This window comes from Phocaeicola sp. (assembly GCF_048170425.1).
Taxonomy (GTDB): domain Bacteria; phylum Bacteroidota; class Bacteroidia; order Bacteroidales; family Bacteroidaceae; genus Phocaeicola.
Genome location: NZ_DBEXBB010000280.1, coordinates 1 through 7182, shown reverse-complemented (window position 1 = coordinate 7182; position 7182 = coordinate 1). Strand labels below are relative to the sequence as shown.

General features: G+C 43.8%; 4 protein-coding genes. 3 read left to right on the top strand and 1 reads right to left on the bottom strand.

The genetic code is table 11. The annotated features are described in order from the left end of the window. Positions 1-1400: redoxin family protein (locus ACMJ0U_RS11110; RefSeq protein ID WP_417129980.1), on the bottom strand; the 1400-nt coding region annotated here is incomplete at its 3' end. Positions 1401-1583: 183 nt separating this feature from the next. Here ACMJ0U_RS11110 and ACMJ0U_RS11105 point away from each other — a divergent pair. From ACMJ0U_RS11105 to ACMJ0U_RS11095, 3 genes are all read left to right on the top strand, one after another. Then, on the top strand, positions 1584-3131 hold the full coding sequence (locus ACMJ0U_RS11105) for an ATP-binding protein (RefSeq protein WP_417129979.1): 1548 nt from the start codon (positions 1584-1586) through the stop codon (positions 3129-3131). Between the two features lie 96 nt (positions 3132-3227). After that, positions 3228-4346, top strand: a complete 1119-nt coding sequence (locus ACMJ0U_RS11100) for a BACON domain-containing protein (RefSeq protein ID WP_417129978.1) — start codon at positions 3228-3230, stop codon at positions 4344-4346. A gap of 19 nt (positions 4347-4365) precedes the next feature. After that, a complete protein-coding gene (locus ACMJ0U_RS11095; RefSeq protein ID WP_417129977.1) occupies positions 4366-7134 on the top strand; it encodes a hypothetical protein in 2769 nt (922 codons plus the stop codon). Positions 7135-7182 lie beyond the last annotated feature (48 nt).

The following is a 7182-nucleotide window of genomic DNA, read 5'->3' as shown; positions in this document are numbered from 1 at the left end:
GCAGCCGATTTGAACTTGATTTCTCCATCCTTTCCGATAATCACGCAATGAGGAATGGAAAGTGCTTTTTGTGCGTTGCCGAAGGTTGTGTATATTTCATCCTTAAACGCTTCTTGCACGCGTACATGCTCGCCCATCAGGTCATAATGTGCTGCCATCTTGCGCCATTTGGCATCTTCTTCCGGGCGGTCGATGGAGAGATACAGCAGTACGATGTCGTTCGCTTTGGCATACTCCTGTAAGGGTTTTACATAGGCGAAAGAAGCACGACAGGGACCGCACCAAGTTGCCCATATATCCATGAAGATAACCTTTCCTTTATATAAGTCGGTAATGTCTTTGAATGTCTTGGCGTTGTCTATATTAGGGAAGTGGATGTAGTCGGGTGTTTTAGCTTGATTGAAAGCCTTGTTCTTGGCAATGGCCTCATCTATCAGCGGTTGCCATTTGCTTTGTGGATACAGTTGCTCGAATCGTTCTTCCAGCGGAAGTATTTCTGGGTCGTATTTTTCCTCGTTTGCGTCCCTCAGGAAAAGCAGTGCCATGGCCGATTCCTGCGCCTGACCTGTAAGGTTTTTTTCGATGTAATGGAAAATTAACTTATTGGGATTTTTCTTCAAGTCTTCGTCTACCGGTTCTTCTTTAGTGTAGTAAGTAATGCCGGCATTGTTGTAGACTACTTCATGGAAAGCGGGCGAGAAAGTGCTGGCCGGGTGATTTACCCGACAGAATTCCATCATCTTCTCCCATTCCTTGAGCCAGCTTTGCTTGGTGGCTTCGGAATAGCGGTAGGCAATGCCGAAAAGCTGGTTCTGGAAGGCCCACATCGTCTGTATGCGTGTATTCTGGCAGGCTTTTTCATATAAATCCTTATCCACACCTTTCATCTTTTCATCTAAGGTTAATACCGCATCCTGCAATTTTTTGCTGACTGAAGTAGCTAGGGTGTCCTGGGTAATCCCCCACTTGTCGCCTTTTCTTGAAAGTATATCAAACACGTCTTGTCCTAGTTCGTCCATTAGCCTTGATACCTCCATGTTCTTTTCATTCTTGCCTTCCAGAATGGAGATGGGATGCGTGGCTGCGGCATCAATTTGCAGGCGATAGTTTCCGCCGTCGGCAATGAAGGAACCTAAGTAACGCTTTCCCCACAGGAACAGGCGTATCTGTTCGTACCCGTTGCTGGGGAGTGTGATACTGAACGTGCTGTCCGTATTCAGTTTCAATGTATCCTGAGATTGCGAATTAAACATTCCGTCGATGGATTTCTGATAGATAATTGTGCCTCCGTCTAAATTTTTTACAGAGCCTGTAATCTTTATTTCGTGTGAGTCGGTACATGAGGCAAATGTTCCTGCAAGCACACTGAGTGAAAGGAGTGCGACGTGTTTGGCTTTCATATACTATAGAGTTTAAGTTTTATGACATATTATGTTGTTTAGTCCAAAGGTAAGGAATTTTTTGTTTGGGACTATAAATCTTATCCGGAATCTATTGCCACCTTGATTTCAGCCTGCCAGATTAGGAATTGCGGGAGATAAATCTTACCTTTGTGTGTACGAAAGGAATAAAACGAAATGGCCATGAACAGACTTTATCCGGTAGGCATACAGAATTTCGAAGATCTCCGCAGCAGGGGATATATTTATGTAGATAAGACTTCGCTTTTATATAACCTGGTACAGACAGGTAAATACTATTTCCTGAGCCGTCCCCGTCGGTTCGGTAAGAGCCTGATGATTTCCACGTTAGAGGCTTATTTCCTGGGAAAGCGTGAACTTTTCAAGGGGCTTGCCATGGAAAGTCTGGAAAAGGACTGGGCGGTGCATCCCGTACTTCACATGGACTTGAATACGGAAAAGTATGATACGGAAGCAAGTCTGGAAAACAAGCTGGAACTGACGCTGAAGCAGTGGGAAGCAGAGTATGGCCATAACCCGGATGAGTATTCCGTGGCGACCCGTTTTGAAGGAGTTATTCGTCGGGCTGCGAAGCAAACAGGGCAAAAGGTGGTGATTCTGATAGATGAGTACGACAAGCCCATGCTTCAGGCCATTACGAATTCGGATTTGCAGACTAAATTCCGTAACACACTCAAGGCTTTCTATGGTGCCCTCAAGTCGTGCGACGGCTCTATTCATTTTGCCATGCTGACGGGCGTGACGAAGTTCAGCAAGGTGAGCGTGTTCAGTGATTTGAATAACCTGCGTGATATATCCATGGTGAATCAGTATGCAGAAATTTGTGGTATCAGTGATGTGGAGCTTCACCAGTACTTTGACGAGGATATTCATGCCCTTGCTGAAAAAGTGGGCGTAGATTATGCCAAAGCCTGTGAACTGCTGAAGGAAAACTACGACGGCTATCATTTCTGCTATAGCTCAGTGGGTATGTACAATCCTTTCAGCCTGTTGAGTACTTTTGCCAATATGCAGATAGGCAGCTACTGGTTTGAGACGGGTACCCCGACTTACCTGGTAGAGCTGATGAAGCTTCATCATTATCCGGTGGAAGAGATTGAGCACATCGTGACCAGCGGTCCGGTGCTGGATTCCATCGATGCGGCTTCTACCGACCCGGTACCGGTCATCTACCAGAGCGGCTACCTGACCATCAAGGACTATAACGCGGAGTTTGAGAACTATACCCTCGGTTTCCCGAACCGGGAGGTGGAGCAAGGGTTTCTCCGTTTCCTGCTTCCTCACTATGCGTCGGTGAGCGTCAGCAAGTCGCCCTACGAAATCCAGTGCTTTGTGGGCGAGGTGCGCAAGGGTGATGTGGACGGTTTCCTGAGTCGCCTGCAGACCTTCTTCGATGATACGCCTTACGAACTGGCCCGTGACCGCGAGGTGCATTACCAGAACATCCTTTACATCGTGTTCAAGCTGATGGGTTTCCACACCGAGGTGGAATATCGCACATCGCGTGGCCGGGTGGACCTGGTGCTGAAGACGTCCGACTACATCTACGTGATGGAGTTCAAGTTGAACGGTACCGCCGAAGAGGCTTTGCAGCAGATAGAGGAGAAGGGCTATGCCTCTGCCTTCGCTGCCGATAGCCGGAAGGTGATAAAGGTCGGGATAAACTTCAGTGACAAGACACGAAGCATTGAGCGGTGGATTGTAGCGTGAGGATTCGAATCAAGTAAATGCTTCCTTTTCTGTCGCTTTAGTATTCGGTGGATTGAAGAAATTGTTCTTATCTTATTATTATAAAAACATTTAGCTATGAGAAAAACAACAAACAATTGGAAGTTTATTTTTTGTTGTGGAATGTGTGTGCTCTTTTGGGGAATAATACAGAGTGCATGTTCCGACAAAGATTCGCAATTGGAGGAACCTCCGTCTACTTCAACAGAGGGGAATATTACATTTGATAGTGAGACGGATTTTTCTCCTGAATTCAGCAGTGAAGGAGGAGAACTTACCTTGCGATTTACAGCGTCGATTCCCTGGGAAGTTACTGTAACTAGTACTTTGTCGGATAACTGGATAACCATAAGTCCTACACAAGGAGAGGCGGGGGAGGCCGTTGTGACCTTACGGTTGGAGACCAATCAGACAGCAGAAGAACGAACTGCTATTCTTCATTTTAGTTGTGGAACTTATAAGAAATCAATTGAAATCACTCAGCGTCCTCAAGAAGATGCTGAAGATCCGGAAAATCCTGAGGATTCGGAAAACCCGGAAGACCCAGAAGACCCAGAGAATCCTGAAGAACCCGAGAATCCGGAAGATGAAATTTTATCACTTTCTACTAAGGAAATTCATGCTGACGTATGGGGAGGGATATATGATGTTCGTTTAGAGCATAATCAGGAGTTTGAGTATTATCCATTGGCATCATATACCTGGATTAAGGAGGTTGTTTCACGCACCGTATCTGCTCAAACAATTTCTTTTCAAGTGGTAGCTAATGATACCTATGAGACTCGTCAGGCAACTTATGTATTTCGTAGCCAGACAAGCACCTTATCTGATACATTAACTATTGCTCAAGATTGTCAGCGTATTCTTTCAGTCTCTCCACAGCAGATTAATTTATCTGCTGAGGGACAGGATTTCATGATTGAAGTAACAGGAAATGTGGCATACTCAGTTGTTCGTTATGAAGATTGGATGACCTTGTCGGCCCAGCCAGCTCCTAGTGTGGATCATGGGCTCTTCCGTGAACAGCTTATTTTTCATGGAGCGGTAAATAATACGGCTTCCCAGCGTAAAGGACAAATTATCATACAGTCGAATGATGGAACCTTTCAACAAAGTGTTGAAGTGATTCAGGCGGGGAAAAATCCTGAGTTAGGAGGTAATATTGAAGATTTTGAAGAAAATGAATCAGAATGGTAAATCTGAAAAATAAAGTCTCATGAAAAAAATCTTTTTCTATATAATTTGTTTGTTTGTCTTGGTGGGATGCCAAGATGAACGGTTTTCTATGTCCTCTTCTTCCAGTCAAGAACTAAGTAAGCTGTATGCTACTACATCGGCAGTCGTGAAAAGTCGTTCCATACTTAATCCTGATAATTCGGTCAGCTGGAGTGAGAACGATATGATTGGAGTGTATAGTGATACGAGGAGACAGCCTGTTGCTTATCGTTATGTAAACGATAGTGGTAATTTGTTTTTACCTGAAGATAGCCTTGTTTCTGGATCACATTATTATGCCGTTTATCCTTTTAATTCTGATTGCGAAATGGAGGGGAGTAAAATCTCTCTATCTCTGCCAGCTATGCAAGAGTATACTGTCGGAAGTTTTGACCCAAAGGCTTGTCCGCTTGTAGCTCAGAGCAGTAACAATCAGTTTCAGTTCTTACAGACGACTGGTCTGATTCGTTTGAAATTGAAAGGGAGCATGACCGTTCATAAGATTCAGTTGGAGGGAAATAATGGGGAAAAGCTGGCAGGGTCTGGAAGTATTGACATCAGTTCACAGACACCAGCCTTTCAGCTTGACTCCACCAGTATAACTCTTTCTTCTTCTGTCTCTTTGCAAGAACTTTCTGTAACTTTGGAAGAAGAGAAAGATACTTCTTTTTACTTTGTGGTACCTGTACAGACATTTGAAAAAGGAATAACGTTTCGTATAACAGGTTGCCGAAAAGGAATGGAATCAGAAATTGAGATTGTGAAACGAAGTGACAAAGTGCTTCAGGTGTCAAGAGCTGTCATTAATAGTTTTAGCGGTTTAGATGTCGATAAAGAACTGACGCCAGAAGAATTGTCTCAAAAAGAGACCTTGATTGCTTTGTATGATGCTACAGATGGTGATAACTGGTATTTTAATGATAATTGGTGTACGGATGCACCTTTATCGGAATGGTACGGGGTGTCTATCGGTGCAGACGGGAAAGTGCACGGCCTGAATCTTTCTCATAACCAGTTGAAGGGTAGTTTGCCAGAAGAAATAGGCCTGTTAACTGAAATGGAGAGATTAGAACTCCGTGGTAACTGGCTATCCGGTGAGTTTCCTGAAGCTCTTTTTAGCCTGACTCGTCTTTCTACCCTCGATTTGGGAGATAATCAGCTCTCGGGAAACCTTCCTTCTTCGATAGGGAAGCTGACAGAGTTGTTTTCTTTGTCTCTGTCATCCAACGACTTCACAGGTAGCTTGCCTGAAGAGCTCGGAAGTCTTTCTAGTCTGAATTATGTGGAACTTTCATATAATCAGTTTGAGGGAAAAATTCCTGAAAAGGTAAGCCGGAGCCAATGGTGGAAGCAATGTGGTTGGTTTAATTTATGTCAGGATGGAAATGGGCTTGATTTAGAGAGCGCTAATTTATATTTACCCGATTTTACGGAAACTGATATGAATGGCAATTTGGTGAACAGTACGGAAATAATTCGTTCCCATGAACTGACATTGTATTTCCTTTGGAATCCGGGGCAAAACTATTTTATGACAGTTGTTCCTTCTATTTACAGAAAGTTTAAAGATTATGGACTGGCTGTATTAGGTAGTACCTATATCGATGGTGAACAGGATAGGGAAATGACAGAGCATTATATTTCTGAATATAAGATGGAATGGCCCACACTGATTAAATTCCAGCCATATCCTCAGATGTCTGAGAAAATGCCTGCAGCTCTTTTATTCAATAAAGAAGGAAAACTGGTTTACCATTCAGACCATACGGAGGTATCTTTGTTGAAGGGGATTATAGAAGAACTTCTTGGTGATCATTTTAATCCTTATGTTTCTACAGATTACGAGCAGGATGGAAAATCTGTGCTGTTACAGTCGGCCAAGACGGGAAATGGGGTTAATGTTGTCTTTCTTGGTGATGGATTTTCCGACCGGCAGATAGCGGACGGAACGTACGACCAGGTGATGCGTCGCGGAATGGAAGCTTTCTTTAGTGTTCAGCCGTATAGTTATTTTAGAGACTATTTTACGGTTTACTATGTCAATGTGGTGTCAAAGAATGAAGGGTATATTGAAGATGGAGAAACAGCGTTTGGTTGCTCTATTCGGGATGATGGGAAAGTTTCCGGTTGGGATGACCAGTGTAAGGCATACGCGTTGAAGTCTGGGGTGACCGATTATATTGATGATGATATTGGACGTCAGCTGCTGGTAATAACCATTATGAACTCTCCCAAATATACGGGAGCTTGTAAGGCGTATGCCTATATGTTCCATTTGGATGGTGATCATTCTGTGGGATGGTCAGTAGCCTATGTTGCTCGTGCCGACGATGCGGAGGTATTCCAGCAGATTTTACGTCATGAGGCTTGCGGACACGGTTTTGCCAAGTTAGGGGATGAATATTCCTCGTTGGATGCTGTGAAGTCAAGGGCTGTTCTCTCGAATGAGGTTCCATATTATTGCAGCATGTATGGCTGGTTTAAGAACATTTATGTGAAAGATGCTTCCGGAGAAGTTAATTGGAAGAAATTTATGGAAGATGTTCGTTATCAGCCTGAACAGATAGGCTTGTATGAAGGGGCTTATGGTCTGGCAAGTAATTATTTCCGGCCTACTGATACCAGTCTGATGAGGAATGCTATGGGCGGCTTTAATGCTCCGTCGCGTGAAGCTATCTATTATCGTATTCATAAACTGGCTTTTGGAACCACGTGGGAATATGATTATGAGTCGTTTGTGAAATTGGATAAGGAATACGGTATGCCTTAATTCTTAAATGGCAGGTCCAGAAGACTGGAAAAACGGCCTGATATCAAT